The organism is Bradyrhizobium sp. C-145, assembly GCF_023375135.1.
GTDB classification, from domain to species: domain Bacteria; phylum Pseudomonadota; class Alphaproteobacteria; order Rhizobiales; family Xanthobacteraceae; genus Bradyrhizobium; species Bradyrhizobium zhanjiangense.
Genome location: NZ_CP088150.1, coordinates 7422105 through 7434431 on the forward strand (window position 1 = coordinate 7422105; position 12327 = coordinate 7434431).

Annotated in this window: 11 protein-coding genes; 4 read left to right on the forward strand and 7 right to left on the reverse strand. The window is 66.0% G+C overall.

Annotated features, from left to right (window positions below):
* Window positions 1-78: 78 nt before the first annotated feature.
* On the reverse strand, window positions 79-2469 hold the full coding sequence (locus tag LRP30_RS34895; protein WP_249757751.1) for an EAL domain-containing protein: 2391 nt from the start codon (window positions 2467-2469) through the stop codon (window positions 79-81).
* A gap of 330 nt (window positions 2470-2799) precedes the next feature.
* Between LRP30_RS34895 and LRP30_RS34900 the strand changes: the two genes are divergently transcribed.
* Window positions 2800-3966 carry an ABC transporter substrate-binding protein gene (locus LRP30_RS34900; protein WP_249757752.1) on the forward strand — a complete coding sequence of 389 codons (1167 nt, stop codon included), beginning with the start codon at window positions 2800-2802 and terminating at the stop codon, window positions 3964-3966.
* Between the two features lie 6 nt (window positions 3967-3972).
* Here the strand turns inward: LRP30_RS34900 and LRP30_RS34905 are convergent, their stop codons facing one another.
* Both LRP30_RS34905 and LRP30_RS34910 read right to left on the reverse strand, forming a co-directional pair.
* The gene (locus LRP30_RS34905) at window positions 3973-4950 is read right to left on the reverse strand and encodes a hydroxyacid dehydrogenase (RefSeq protein ID WP_249757753.1); all 978 of its coding nucleotides are present in this window, start codon (window positions 4948-4950) and stop codon (window positions 3973-3975) included.
* A gap of 167 nt (window positions 4951-5117) precedes the next feature.
* The gene (locus LRP30_RS34910) at window positions 5118-5561 is read right to left on the reverse strand and encodes a DoxX family protein (protein WP_249757754.1); all 444 of its coding nucleotides are present in this window, start codon (window positions 5559-5561) and stop codon (window positions 5118-5120) included.
* 97 nt (window positions 5562-5658) lie between these two features.
* On the opposite strand from LRP30_RS34910, the gene LRP30_RS34915 reads away from it, so the two are divergent.
* Window positions 5659-6579 (forward strand): LysR family transcriptional regulator, encoded by a 921-nt coding sequence (locus LRP30_RS34915; RefSeq protein WP_128935989.1) that lies wholly within the window; start codon window positions 5659-5661, stop codon window positions 6577-6579.
* A gap of 144 nt (window positions 6580-6723) precedes the next feature.
* Window positions 6724-8202, forward strand: coding sequence for a caspase family protein (locus LRP30_RS34920; protein ID WP_249757755.1), 1479 nt, complete (start codon window positions 6724-6726; stop codon window positions 8200-8202).
* 50 nt (window positions 8203-8252) lie between these two features.
* Here the strand turns inward: LRP30_RS34920 and LRP30_RS34925 are convergent, their stop codons facing one another.
* From LRP30_RS34925 to LRP30_RS34935, 3 genes are all read right to left on the reverse strand, one after another.
* Window positions 8253-8618, reverse strand: a complete 366-nt coding sequence (locus LRP30_RS34925; protein ID WP_249757756.1) for a hypothetical protein — start codon at window positions 8616-8618, stop codon at window positions 8253-8255.
* A 34-nt stretch (window positions 8619-8652) separates the two neighbouring features.
* Window positions 8653-9951 (reverse strand): Spy/CpxP family protein refolding chaperone, encoded by a 1299-nt coding sequence (locus tag LRP30_RS34930; RefSeq protein ID WP_249757757.1) that lies wholly within the window; start codon window positions 9949-9951, stop codon window positions 8653-8655.
* Window positions 9952-10053: 102 nt separating this feature from the next.
* On the reverse strand, window positions 10054-11478 hold the full coding sequence (locus tag LRP30_RS34935; protein WP_249757758.1) for an FAD-linked oxidase C-terminal domain-containing protein: 1425 nt from the start codon (window positions 11476-11478) through the stop codon (window positions 10054-10056).
* Window positions 11479-11564: 86 nt separating this feature from the next.
* Between LRP30_RS34935 and LRP30_RS34940 the strand changes: the two genes are divergently transcribed.
* Entirely contained in the window at window positions 11565-12071 is a 507-nt protein-coding gene (locus tag LRP30_RS34940) for a thioesterase family protein (protein ID WP_249757759.1), read from the forward strand.
* A 5-nt stretch (window positions 12072-12076) separates the two neighbouring features.
* On the opposite strand, the gene LRP30_RS34945 is transcribed toward LRP30_RS34940, so the two are convergent.
* The gene (locus LRP30_RS34945; protein WP_018319670.1) at window positions 12077-12250 is read right to left on the reverse strand and encodes a DUF1328 domain-containing protein; all 174 of its coding nucleotides are present in this window, start codon (window positions 12248-12250) and stop codon (window positions 12077-12079) included.
* Between the last annotated feature and the right edge of the window lie 77 nt (window positions 12251-12327).

The window sequence follows — 12327 nt, forward strand, 5'->3', positions numbered from 1 at the left end:
GCTTTTCATGCATGCCCGCTGAGCGACAGCGCGGTCGCATTTGAGAGCGGCCCTGCGTCCATCCTTCGAGGCGCGCGCTCAGGCGGCGTCGCGCCGTGAGCGCTTGGCGGGCGCGTCGAACAGGATCCGCTCGATCGGCTGCGGACGGCCGAACAGATAGCCTTGCGCAAAATTGACGCCAAGCGCCTTCAGCCGCTCGAACTCCTCGCGGGTCTCGACGCCTTCCGCGGTGACCGACATGTCCAGCCCGCGCGCCAGCGTGACGATCGAGGAGATGATGGCGGAGCTGCGCGGCTGATGCGTGAGGTTGCGAATGAACGACTTGTCGATCTTGATCTTGTCGAACGGGAACGCAGTCAGATAGCTGAGCGAGGAATAGCCGGTGCCGAAATCGTCGAGCGCGAGCTCGATGCCGAGATGCTTCAGCCGCTCCATGAAGGCGTGGTTCTCGGTGCCGCGCTCCAGCAGCACGGATTCCGTGATCTCGATCTCCAGCCGCTGCGGCGGCAGACCGGAATCTGCGAGCGCCGCCGAGATCATCTCGAACAACTCCGCCTCCTTGAACTGGATCGGCGACAGGTTCACGGCAACCATCAGATCGGGCGGCCAGTTGGCGGCGTCAGCGCAGGCGCGGCGCAGCACGAATTCGCCGAGCGGCACGATCAGTCCGGTCTCCTCGGCGAGCGAAATGAACTGGTCCGGCGGGATCAGTCCGCGCGTCGGATGCCGCCAGCGCACCAGCGCCTCGAAGCCGCGCCGCGCGCCGCTGAGGGCATCGACGAACGGCTGGTAGTGCACCTCGAGCTGATACTGCGCGATGGCGTCGCGCAAGTCGCCTTCCAGCGTGTTGCGCGCCTCGAGCTCGGCCGACATCGCCTCGTCATAGATGGTAAAGCAGTTGCGGCCCGCCGATTTCGAGCGATAGAGCGCGAGGTCCGCTTTCTTCAACAGCTGTTCCTGATCGCTACCGTGATCGGGCGCGATCGCGATGCCGATGCTGGTGCCGATCTCGACGCGATGCCCGGGCAGCAGGAAGGGTTCGGCCACCAGCTTGGCGATCCGTCCCGCCAATTCGGTCGAGCAGGCGCGCTGATCCTGACACCGCTCCTGGATGATGGCGAATTCGTCGCCGCCGAGCCGCGCCAGCACGTCGCTCGCCCGCACCGCGGATTTCAGCCGCTGCGCCACCTGGCGCAGCAGTGCATCGCCGGCACCGTGACCGAGGGAATCGTTGACGTTCTTGAAGCGGTCGAGGTCGAGCATCAGAATGGAGAAGGTCGGGCCATCGTCCTTCAATCGGCCATTGAGCTCGTCGAGCCGGGCGAGGAAGAAGGCGCGGTTCGGCAGGCCGGTCAGAATGTCGGTCTGGGCGAGCTCGAGCACCCGCCGGTTCGCAACCGACAGCCGGCGTGAATTGCGGCTGGCGAGCATGAGATAGGTCGACAGCGACAACGTCAGCAGCATGCCGACGATGAGGACTGCGGCGGCGCGATCGTAGGACGTCTCCAGTGAACCGCCCGCTGACGGCATGGCGCGCACCTGCCAATCGGTATCCCCGATCTTGAGAGTGCCCGACCAGTGCAGGGTGCGTGCGACATCGCGCATCGACTGCGGCGCCTTTGCAGCCGACGAATAATCTGGCTGCGTTTGCTCCAGGCTGACGATCTGCCCCGTGAAGGGCGGATAGACATTCACGCTGATGGCGGGGCTTGCTCCGGTCGTCACGCGAATGGTCTGGATCAGCAGCGGCAGATCGAAGATGCCGACGACGAAGCCGGCGAGATTGCGGCGGCGGTCCGCGACCGTCTCGCGCGAGGTTCCCTTGGCGTAGACGGGAATGGCGACGAGGACGTCGGGCAGCTGGCCGCCCTCCTTCGGCTCATAGAGGCGGGTGCGAATGGCAGCCAACCGATCGTTGTCGCGCGCGCGTTCCAGGACTGCGCGGCGCTCCGGCACCGTCGAATAATCCATGCCGTAGACCGAAGACGTCTTCGGCTGGGTCGAGTAGAACACCGGAAAATACTCGTCGCTCTGCGGTGCGGTCACAAAGCCTTTGTCCTGGAGCGCCTTGATGCGATAGCCGGACACGCCGTCGGTGATCGCCGCGGCCTCGTAGTCGGCGCGCTCCTTGCGGTTCACGCGCGGCAGCCAGGCGATGCGCAGCATGCCGGGATGGCGCTCAAACAGCCGAGCGCTGAAGGTCTCGAATTCGCTGCGGGTGATTTCCTCGTTGGTGGACTCGAACAGCGTGCGCAGCGCGACGAGCCTGGAGATATACTCGTTCATGCCGTTCTGCATGACGATCGCTTCGGTTTCGGCCGCGTTCTCGAACTCGATCTTGTTGACGCGGTCCTCCCATCGCGCCACGGCGGCCGCGCCAACCAGCGAGAACAAGACACCGACGCCGATCGCGACGAGCGCAGGACGATACAGCCCGAGCTGCGCCGCGGCACGCCACCGTCCGGTCATGCGTTTCCGATCCTGATCGTTCTGATCGCGGTCGCCCATCCTGAAACCGCCCCCGTCCCCTCTTCGCGACGCACCGAACCTCTGGTTGAGGTGCCGGAACCACTATCGGAACAAGGACGCGGTTAAGAACTGCACAATTTCGGAACCGGGCCGTTGTGCATTGCGTGGCTTAGTTAATGAAGTGCGCCAATGGCGCGGCATTGTGGAAGTAACTTGCCGGTTTTACCCGGAGTACTACGGTCCGCCGGTGCATCGCCCAATTAGCGAGCTATTCAGGCTGCCGGGATATGCTTCGCGGAGCTTCTCCGTTCATCCGGCAAGACCTCCCCGATGTATCGATTTCGATCGGCGCCATGCGTCGTCCTGGCCATCGCGCTTTTGGCCGCAACCATGCTCGCGGCCAAAGCCGACGAGGCCGGCGTCAGCGCGGATGCGATCCTGTTCGGCCAGGCCGCCGCGCTCGAGGGTCCCTCTTCCGCGCTCGGACAGCGCATGCGGCAAGGCATCGTCGCGGCGTTCACCGAGATCAACGCCAAAGGCGGCGTGCACGGCCGCAAGCTGCAATTGATCAGCCGCGACGACGGCTACGACCCCGACCGCTCGGTGGCGCAGACGCTGCGGCTGATCGAGGACGACAAGGTGTTCGCGCTGATCGGCGCGGTGGGCACGCCGACTGCGATGGCGACGATTCCCATCACCAGCGTCAGGAACGTGCCCTTCATCGGCCCGTTCACCGGCGCCGAATTCCTGCGCGATCTCGAACTTGCAAACGTCGTCAACATCCGCGCGAGCTACGGCGCGGAAGCCGAAGCCTGGATCAAGCACCTCACCGAGGATCGCAAGTTCACCCGCATTGGCATCTTCTATCAGGATGATTCCTTCGGCCGTGACGGTCTGACTGGCGTGAAGCGCGCGCTCGCCAGGCGCGGCCTCGAGCTCGCTGCCGAAGGCACCTTCGAGCGCAACACCCGCGCGGTTGCTCAGACCTGGCGCATGATCAAGCGTGCCGACCCCGAAGCAATCGTCATGGTCGGGACCTATGGTCCCTGTGCCGAGTTCATCAAGCTCGCTCACCGCAGCGGCGCTCGTCCGACCTTCGTCAACATCTCCTTCGTCGGCGCCAATGCGCTCGCGAAGGAGCTCGGCCCCGAGGGCGAAGGCGTCATCGTCTCGCAGGTCGTGCCGTCTCCCTGGGATCGCTCCTTGCGGCTCGTCGCCGACTACCAGGCAGCCCAGACAGCATTCGACCCCGCGCTGACGCCCGATTTCGTGTCGCTCGAAGGCTATCTCTCCGGCCGCCTCGCGGCCGCCGCGCTGGAGAAGGCCGGACCGAACCCGACGCGCGCGAGCCTCTTGCGCGCCATCAACGACGTCGGCCGCTTCGATATCAGCGGCAGCATCGTCACCGTCGGCACGCGCATGATCGACGCGCCGCCGAAGGTATATTTGACGGTGATCCAGAAGGACGGGTCGTTCAAGGCCGTGGATCGGCTTTAGCGCGGATCAAGGCCGCCGCGTCCAGCGGTCGGCGTTGACGGCGCCTTGCGGGATCTCGCCTTTGACGACCGCCTCGACCTGACGCACCGTTTCCAGCGACTGATATTCGATCGCCTGCGGGGTCAAGCCGCCGACATGCGGCGTGGCTATCACGTTCGGCAGCTTTGCGAGCTCCGGTGTCGGCATCTGGTCGGGCGCGCGACCGACATCCATGGCCGCGCCGGCGATGCGATGCTCGAGCAATGCCCGCGCGAGCGCCGCCTCGTCGACGAGATTGCCACGCGAGAGATTGATGAAGACGGCGTGCTTCTGCATCCGCGCCAGTGCCGCTTCCCCAATCAGGTTCTCGGTCTGCTCGTTGGCGATGGCGAGGCAGACGACGTAGTCCGATGCGGCGAGGAGATCGTCGAGAGAGACATGCCGGATCGCGGCGTCGCTGACGGTCGCGTAGGGATCGGCGACCAGCACCTCCATGCGCAGCACCTTTGCCACCTCGGCGAGATAGCGCCCGATGCTGCCATATCCGATGATGCCGATGCGGCTGCCGGCGAGCTGGCGGCCCATCCGCGCCTCAGGCTTGCGGCCGGCCTGGTAGTCCGCCGTGGTGCGCGACACGCCGCGGGAGAGATCGACCATGAAGCCGAGCGCGAGCTCGGCCACCGCCTGAACGAAGCCGGGGCCGGCACGAGTCACGAGCACGCCGGCCTCTGAGGCCGCATCGACATTGACGTTGCGAATGTCGACGGCGCAGCGGACGAAGGCACGCAGGCGCGGCAGCTGCGCAAAGATCTCGCCGCGTCCCTCCGTCATGCGGTCGGCGACGATGATGTCGGCATCCTTGGCCGCACGCACGAGGCCGGCTGCGTCCAGCGGCTCGTCGCCTTCGTGCAGGATCACCTCGGCGGCCGCGCGCAGGCCGTTCAGGCTGCGATCGCCATAATAGTTCCGCCGCATCTCCGGCGTGTGGGCCAGCAGGACTTTCAAGGGCAAGACTCCTTCAATAGCCGAACGCGCGCGGCAGCACGGTCGAGAGCCACGGCACGAAGGCAATGACGAGCAGACATAGCATCAACCGGCCCAGATAACCCGCGCAACAAAAAGAGCCGCGGGATCGTGATCCCGCAGCTCCCGCGTTTCAACGATGGCCGATATCAGCGCGAATGCGCGCCGCTGAGTTGGCCGCCGGCCGCTTCGACGTCACGCGAGGGACGCAGCGCGTAGGCGCCGTCGCCGAGCAGGGCCTGCGCCGCGAGCGCGATCGCCCAGAAGGCGGGGAATTCCCAGCCGCCCTTCGGATTGGTGAAGAAGAAGCCGGCCGCGCCGTGCACCGAGAAGATCGCGCCGAGCAGGATCGGGATTCCGGCGAGCGCCGCATAGCGGGTCCGGACGCCGAGGATCAACGCGACGCCGCTGAGGACTTCCACGGTCATGATGAGATAGGCGAGCTCGGGCGGGAAACCGAGGCTGCCGAAGAACTTTGCGGTGCCAGCCGGGGTGAAGACAAAGAGCTTCAGGCTGGCATGGGCGAGGAACAGGGCGCCCAGGGTCACGCGCAGCACCAGCGCGGCATAAGGGGCGGTACGGGATTCGATCATGGCAGGTCTCCTTTGCGGCGCAACATGATCTATTCTCATATCGACGATAATCTGCTATTTTCGAAATATACCTCACACTGACAGAGTGAGATAGGTTTTGCTCGACCGCCTGACCAGTCTGGAGATCTTCGCCAAGGTCGCCGCAGTCGGCAGCCTCTCCGGCGCGGCCCGGGCCATGGGCCTGTCGCAGACCATGGTGACCAAGCATGTCGCCTCGCTGGAGGCGCGGCTCGGCGCAAAACTGTTCCACCGCACCACGCGGCGGCTCTCCATCACCGAGGCCGGACGGAGCTATCTTGAATCTGCCGAGCGCATTCTCGCCGACATGGAGGCCGCCGACGCCGCGATCGCACGCGAACGCGTCGAGCCGCGCGGGCTGCTGCGCGTCAACGTCCCCGTCGTGTTCGGCACAAGGCAGATTGCGCCGCTGATCGCGGAGTTTTCGGCAGCCCATACCGAGGTCACCGTCGAGCTCGGTCTCAACGACCGCCTCGTCGACCTCGCCGAGGAAGGTTGGGACCTCGCGATCCGCATCGGCAGCTTGCGCGACTCCAGCATGGTGGCCCGAAAGCTCGCGCCGAACCGCCTCGTGGTCTGTGCCGCACCTTCCTATCTTGCCAAGCACGGCACGCCGCGCACCGTCGCCGACCTCGCCGGACATAATTGCCTCGGCTACACGCTCTCGCAGCAGGCGAGCGCGGCGGAATGGCTGTTCGGCGTCGAGGGCGAGATCCGCGTCCAGGTCAGCGGCACCTTGCGTGCCAACAATGGCGATGCGCTGCGCGCGGCGACGTTGGCCGGCCTTGGCCTCGCGCGACAACCCACCTTCATCATCGCCGACGATCTTCGCAGCGGCGCGCTCGTCGCACTCGCGCTCGACCAGCCGGAGATCCAGACTTCCGCAGTGCATGCGGTCTACCTGCCCGACCGCCGCCCGCCGGCCAAGGTGCGCGCCTTCATCGACTTTCTCGCCGCGCGCTTTGCGCCTGTGACACCCTGGGATCGCGGACTGCCATGACGGCGCACGGCCGGACGCGCCAGCTCCGGCAGACCCACTGCCCGATTTGTCGCACGCCCAACGTGAGCCAGCGCACATACGGTGTCATGGCAGGGACTTAGAAAAGGTGCCATCATCGTGCGCATTGCCAATGGAGGTGACACCATGCGCCGTCCAGCCTTTTCCAATTTGCTGCTTGCATCCGGTTTTCTTGCGCTCGCACAGGTGATGACGCCGAGCGACGCCGCCGCCGAAGCGCGGCTCGCGCTCGTGATCGGCCAATCCGCCTATCGCACAGTGCCGGAACTGCCCAACGCCGCCAACGACGCCAAGGGCATGACGGAGCTGCTCGGCAATGCCGGCTTCACCGTCACCACGGCGGCCAATCTGGCACAGAACGAGATGCGCGCGGCGATCTCGGATTTCGCCGGCAAGGTCGGCGCCAGCGGTGCCGATACCGTCGCTTTGGTATTCTATGCCGGCCACGGCCTGCAGATCGACGGCGAGAACTATCTCGTGCCCGTCGATCTCGATCCCAAGCGCGAGGCCGACATTCCGCTCCAGGGCGTGCGGCTGAACGATCTGCTCAACACGCTCGGCGCGCTGCCGACGCGGGCGCGCATCTTCATGCTCGATGCCTGCCGCAACAATCCGTTCCCCGCGCTCAGCGGCGCCGGCCATGGGCTTGCGATCGTCGATACCAAGGCCGGCGCGCCCGGCTCCTTCATCTCCTATTCGACCTCGCCCGGCGCCGAAGCCGAGGACGGCAATGGCATCGACAGCCCCTACACCACGGCCGCGCTGACCATCGCCAAGCAGCCCAATCTGCCGATCGAGGAGGTGTTCAAGCGCATCCGCGTCGCGGTGGCGCAATCGACCGACGGGCGGCAGATCCCCTGGGAAAGCTCGTCGCTCACCACCGACTTCAAGTTCTTCGGCGAAAGCAGCCAGCCGTCGTCCCTTCCAGGCGCAGATTCGATGGCGCTCGCCAGTGCCACCCGCAGCGTCGAGGATTGGCGCAAGGAATTGCAGGGCAAGCCTGCCAAGGTCGCCTATGAGCTCGTGATCACCGAGGACACGGTGCCGGCCTATCAGGCCTATATCGAGCTCTACGCACAGGATGCCCGCACGCCGCGCCTGCGCACCGTGCTGGAACGGCGGCGGCAGATGCTGGCCTGGGAACGCGCGGTCTCGATCAACACCCGCGCCTCGTTCGAAGCTTATCTTGCGAACTGGGACAACAGCGATCTCGCCGCGACCGCGCGCAGGCTGCTGCTCCGCGTCCAGAACCGCAACTATGGGCTGCCCGTTGCCGCCGCTGCGACGCCAGCCCCGGTCGCCGTCGCGATGGCGCCGACCTGCCCGTGCTCGACGCCATCGGCACCGGCAACGCCGGTCAATCCGAGCGTCGCGCCCATCATCAAGAAGCGCGTCGACGACACGCCGCCGAAGCGCAAGGTGGTCGAGACGCCGCCGAAGCGCCGGCCCGCCCCTCCGCCCGAGGAAGTGGTCTACGAGCGCGCGCCGCCCCCGGGGCCGCCGCCCGGCGCCGTGATGCAGGGCATCGGCATCGGAATCGGGATCGGCATGGGAATGGGCGGCCGCGGCGGAGATCACTACCGCGGCGACGACCGCAGATATTAAGCCGGTCCGGCACAAACAGAAATCTGGCTCGCCAATGGCGCGAGCCGGATCTACTGCGACAGCACCGGATAATCCTGCTGCACGGCCTCCCGGATCCAGCCAGCTTGGATCGCGCGCGAGAGTATCTGCGCAGTCTTGATGTCGTCGGCTTTCATGCAGAGATCGACAATGCGGCGGACAGCGTCGTCGCGCATCAGGTCGTCGGAGATCTTCATCGCGATTTCCATCGCGACGCGGGCCGCGCGTTCATAGCGCCCGCGCGTGCCGGTCGGCGCTGAACTTCCGGCGGCTTCGGCGATCGCCCGCGCAGCCTGGCAGATATTGCGAATGCGGTCGGCTGCTTCGATGTCGCCGATCGGTCCCTGGATCGGCTCGTCCCAGATGTCAGCCGGTGCTGGCCTTGCGAACCACTTCATTGCCCCACCCCTGGTCTTCGATTGCTTGCGGCGTTCACGACATGCGGCGCGGGCCGATCGCCTCGAACTGCGCCTTCTGCTCGTCATTCAGCGTCGCGTAGAAATCATCGAGCGCCGCGCGCACCGACTTGATGCCATCCAGCATCACGTCGAGGCGCTTGCGGATTGCGGCCATGCGTGCCGGCGGTGTCATCACGTCATTGGGCTCGCAGGCCGCCTTGAGCGATGCACTGACTTTGGCGCTGGTATCCTGGAGCACCTGGAGCGCCGCACGCTGGGTATCGTTCGGATGAATCCTCTCCTCGATCGTGGCGCCGGGCCAATCGAACGCGGCGGACGCGCTGCAACTCTGCACCGACGATCCGCTCGCATTGTTCGATGCGGTCGCGCGCCGCTGGTCGTCAGCCAGCGCATTGAAGCGTGCCTTCTGCTCGTCGGTCAGCGAACCATAGAACTGGTCGAGCGCGGGCTGGACCAGATCGACGGCCTTCTGCATGGCCTCGACACGCTGCTGCATCGCCGCGAGCCGGCCGGGCGCCGTCGCTGCGGCTTGCGTCGGACAGGATGTGCGGATCAGCGCTGCCGCGTCGATCGAGGCGTTGCCGAGCGCATCGAGAGCGGCGCCTTGCGCATCGCTCGGCTGCACCGCGGCTGCAATCTGATCGATCGGCAGACCGACGATTGCACGGCGGTCGCTGCCGCAGAGCTGATCGAGCGGCGCGCCGCGCGCTCGCCGTCGTCCCTGCGGCTGCTGCGGCAGATAGGCCGACAGGCGATCATAGCCGTAGGGGCCGAAAATGCCGGCATAGATGTCGGGATAGCCGTAGCCCCAGAAGCCCAGCCCGTCGCCCCAGATCGTGTAGTCGTAGAGATCATTGTAGGCGAACGGCCAGAACAGCGGTCCGACCCAGCCATAGCCGCCACCCGCATGTTGCCACCATCCGCTGCTTGCGCCGCTCCAGCCCGCGAGTGCGGCTGCGGCGGCGAGCTGCGCACGCGCCGCCGGATTGCTGATCAGCCGGCCGCTCCGGAATGCGCTGGAGTTCAGGGCATTGCGGAAGTTCGCCGGCCGTATCGCCGCATTGCGAATCTGACCGAAATTCGGGCCGCCATGCCGGGCGCCGGTGGTGAACCGCATCCCGCGATGATGCCCGCCGCCGTGCGCGTGCCCACCGCCATGGCCGCGGAAATGGCCGCCACCGTGATGACCACCGCCATGCCCGCCTCCATGGCCACCGCCGTGACCGCCGCCATGTCCACCCTTGGCCAGCGCCGCGCCTGCCAGCATGCAGGCAAACGCCACCGCGGCAATTCCGACGACCGGTCGCATCATTACACCCTCCCGCGCAAAGCCCTGCCATTGAGGCATCGGAACTTGGCGGGAATTGGAACCGGCAACGCTGCCGAAAGTTCCCGGTCGCTGGCCACGCAGGCCCTAGGCCTCCGGCACGATCTTGCCGGGGTTGAAGATATTGAGCGGATCGAGCGCCTTTTTCAGCGCCCGCATCGCATCCAGCGCTTCGGGGCCGAGCTCGGCCTTGAGATATTTCTGCTTGCCCTGGCCGATGCCGTGCTCGCCGGTGCAGGTACCGTCCATTGCCTGCGCACGCTCGACCAGGCGATGCATGAACTCCTCGCCGCGCGCCATCTCGCCGGGATCATTGACGTCACACACCAGCGAGCAGTGGAAATTGCCGTCGCCGACATGGCCGACGATCGGCGACAACAGGTTGAGGCGCTTGAGATCCTCCTCGGTCTCGCTGACGCAGTCGGCGAGACGCGAGATCGGCACGCAGACGTCGGTTGCGACCACGCCGATGCTGTCGCCGGGGCGTAGCGCCTTCACCGACCAATAGGCGTCGTGCCGGGCCTGCCACAGTTTGGTGCGATCCTCCGGCTTGGTGGTCCAGGAGAACTCGCCGCCACCGCACTCTTTCGCGATCTCGCCGAAGGCCTTGGACTGCTCGCCAACCTCGATCTCGCTGCCGTGGAATTCCATCAGCAGCAGCGGCGTCTCCGGCAGCGTCAGCTTCGAGTACGCGTTGCAGGCCTTCACCTGTGCGGCATTGAGCAGCTCGATGCGCGCGACGGGAATGCCGGTCTGAATCGCCAGGATCACCGCCTGACAGGCGCCGTGCACGGTCTCGAACGACACCGCGCCGGCCGCGATGGTCTCGGGAATGCCGCGCAGGCGGATCGTCAGTTCCGAGATGATGCCGAGCGTGCCTTCGGCGCCGACGAACAGATGCGTCAGGTCGTAGCCGGCGGACGACTTTTTCGCGCGCGTGCCCGTCGTGATGATCTCGCCATCGCCGCGCACGACCTTCAGCGCCAGCACACTCTCGCGCATGGTGCCGTAGCGCACCGCATTGGTGCCGGAGGCGCGGGTCGAGGCCATGCCGCCGAGCGAAGCGTCCGCGCCGGGATCGATCGGGAAGAACAGGCCCTGGTCGCGCAGGTGCTCGTTGAGCGCCTTGCGGGTGACGCCGGGCTGGATCACGCAGTCGAGATCCTCGGCATGCACGGCGAGCACCTTGTTCATGTCGCGCAGGTCGACCGAGATGCCGCCCGCGGGCGCGTTGACCTGGCCCTCAAGCGAGGTGCCGGTGCCGAAGGGAATGACGGGCACGCGATTGTTGGCGCAGATCCGCACCACGTCCTGGATGTCGGCGGTCTCCTGCGCCATCACCACGCCGTCGGGCGGCTGGTTGACGATCCATGTCGTGGTATGGCCGTGCTGTTCGCGAACGGCCTGCGAGGTGATGAGGCGGTTGCCGAAGCGTGCGGCAAGCTGTTCCAGCGCACTTGCGAGGGCTTTCGGCTCCGGCCGCGGCGGATTATTGGTGATGGTCGTGCCCACGGACATTCCTCCCGAGAGAAGAAGCGTGGCAAAGGACATAAAACCGGTCAAGTCAAGGGACCGGACGCATGGCTAGGGAAGGACATATGCCGGAGACTACCGCCTCAGCGCCCCAAGCGCAGCCATTCCGCGCCTCGATCATGCAGATCGAGCCGCAATGGATCGACTACAACGGCCATCTCAACATGGCCTATTACAACGTGATGTTCGACCGGGCGATCGACCAGCTCTGGCTCGAGCTCGGGATGGGGCCGGCCTACATGAAGGAGCGAGGCGGCTCGAGCTTCACCGCCGAATGCCATGTGCGCTATTTGCGCGAGATCCATCTCGGCGATCCCGTGCAGATCTTCGTCTGGCTGCTGGAGGCCGACGACAAGCGGCTGCACACCTTTGAGGAGATGCGTCACGCGACCGAGGGCTGGTTGTCGGCCACGTCCGAGAACATGTCGCTGCACATGGACATGAATGCGCGGCGCGTTGCGCCGTTTCCGCCTGATATCCGCGAGCGCATCGCTGCGGTCACAAAGGCCCACAGCGCGGTAGCCCGACCCGAGGGCATCGGCCGGAACGTGGCGATGCCCTCGAAGCGGTAGCCGCGCTATACCCTGTTGCGGCCGCGCGCCAAGCCGACCACGGCCGAGACCAGGAACAGGACGACCGCGATGAAGAAGATGATCTTGGCGATCTCGATCGAGGCGCCGGCGATGCCGCCGAAGCCCAGGATACCGGCGATCAGTGCGATAACCAGAAACGTCACAACCCAGCCAAGCATGGTCAAACCCTCGTCTTGATGTCTGTCTGCGTCCAGCGCGGCTGCCGCGCCACCTGCCCAGACAATCTCGACGCGAG

Excerpts from the sequence above, each read along its gene's own strand:
- LRP30_RS34895 (WP_249757751.1), bottom strand. The coding sequence starts at position 2,469 with ATGACCGGACGGTGGCGTGCCGCGGCGCAGCTCGGGCTGTATCGTCCT.
- LRP30_RS34900 (WP_249757752.1), top strand. The coding sequence starts at position 2,800 with ATGTATCGATTTCGATCGGCGCCATGCGTCGTCCTGGCCATCGCGCTT.
- LRP30_RS34910 (WP_249757754.1), bottom strand. The coding sequence starts at position 5,561 with ATGATCGAATCCCGTACCGCCCCTTATGCCGCGCTGGTGCTGCGCGTG.
- LRP30_RS34920 (WP_249757755.1), top strand. The coding sequence starts at position 6,724 with ATGCGCCGTCCAGCCTTTTCCAATTTGCTGCTTGCATCCGGTTTTCTT.
- LRP30_RS34925 (WP_249757756.1), bottom strand. The coding sequence starts at position 8,618 with ATGAAGTGGTTCGCAAGGCCAGCACCGGCTGACATCTGGGACGAGCCG.
- LRP30_RS34930 (WP_249757757.1), bottom strand. The coding sequence starts at position 9,951 with ATGATGCGACCGGTCGTCGGAATTGCCGCGGTGGCGTTTGCCTGCATG.
- LRP30_RS34940 (WP_249757759.1), top strand. The coding sequence starts at position 11,565 with ATGCCGGAGACTACCGCCTCAGCGCCCCAAGCGCAGCCATTCCGCGCC.
- LRP30_RS34945 (WP_018319670.1), bottom strand. The coding sequence starts at position 12,250 with ATGCTTGGCTGGGTTGTGACGTTTCTGGTTATCGCACTGATCGCCGGT.